This is a genomic window from Halomonas sp. 141 (assembly GCF_002810305.1).
GTDB classification, from domain to species: Bacteria; Pseudomonadota; Gammaproteobacteria; order Pseudomonadales; family Halomonadaceae; genus Vreelandella; species Vreelandella stevensii.
On record NZ_PINZ01000147.1, the window covers coordinates 1 to 371 of the forward strand.

1 pseudogene is annotated in these 371 nt (G+C 64.4%); it reads right to left on the minus strand.

The window, feature by feature from the left end:
- Positions 1 to 371 (minus strand): annotated as a pseudogene (locus tag CWI66_RS17750) (IS1182 family transposase); the annotation flags it as partial.

Sequence of the window (371 nt, forward strand, 5' to 3'; positions counted from 1 at the left end):
TAGCCGGCATCCAGCAGAAGCTCGCGTGGGATCTTGGGTTCCACGCGCTCGCTCTGATCGATCAGCTCACCCACCACGCGTGTCTCACTCGTGGGGTCGATGGCATGTGCCACGATGATGCGCGCCTCATTGGCCAGGACGGAGGGCGTATAAGCCGGCGCAAAGCCGCGCCCTCGCTTCTGACGCTGTATCGCGGCCTCTGGCTCCGTGGGGCTGACGCGTACCGTATCGACACGCTTGCCGTGGCGCCGTCGTGCCGCGATCCGCGCGTCAAGAACCTGCTCACAGGCCTGTGCTCTATCCAGCTGCTGCTGAGTCTCGTCCTGTTGCTCTGGAAGAGCCTGCTGATGGCCGATCCGGGCCTTACTGAC